Here is a 286-nt window from a genome sequence, read left to right on the forward strand (position 1 = left end):
CGCCTGCGGGGCCGCCGCGCCACGACGGGGCCCCGCCTCCCTCCGGTCGGCACCCCGCCGGGGCGTCGTCCCCGCGGGCGCGTTGGCCCGTCGGACACGTCGGAGCGCCACAACCCCCGCAATCTCTTTTAGCAGGGTATATTTACGCATTAACAGCCCGGCCCGGTTGCTATTCTCTATCGGGGGGCCCAGCGTTTAGCGCTTTGGGGGGGCAATAGCCCCCCCAAACCCCAAAACCCAACCCTTAGTCGCAACCTTGGGGAAAACAATGCACCCAAAAACACTG

This window comes from Frankia sp. AiPs1 (genome assembly GCF_023716945.1).
GTDB lineage: Bacteria > Actinomycetota > Actinomycetes > Frankiales > Frankiaceae > Frankia.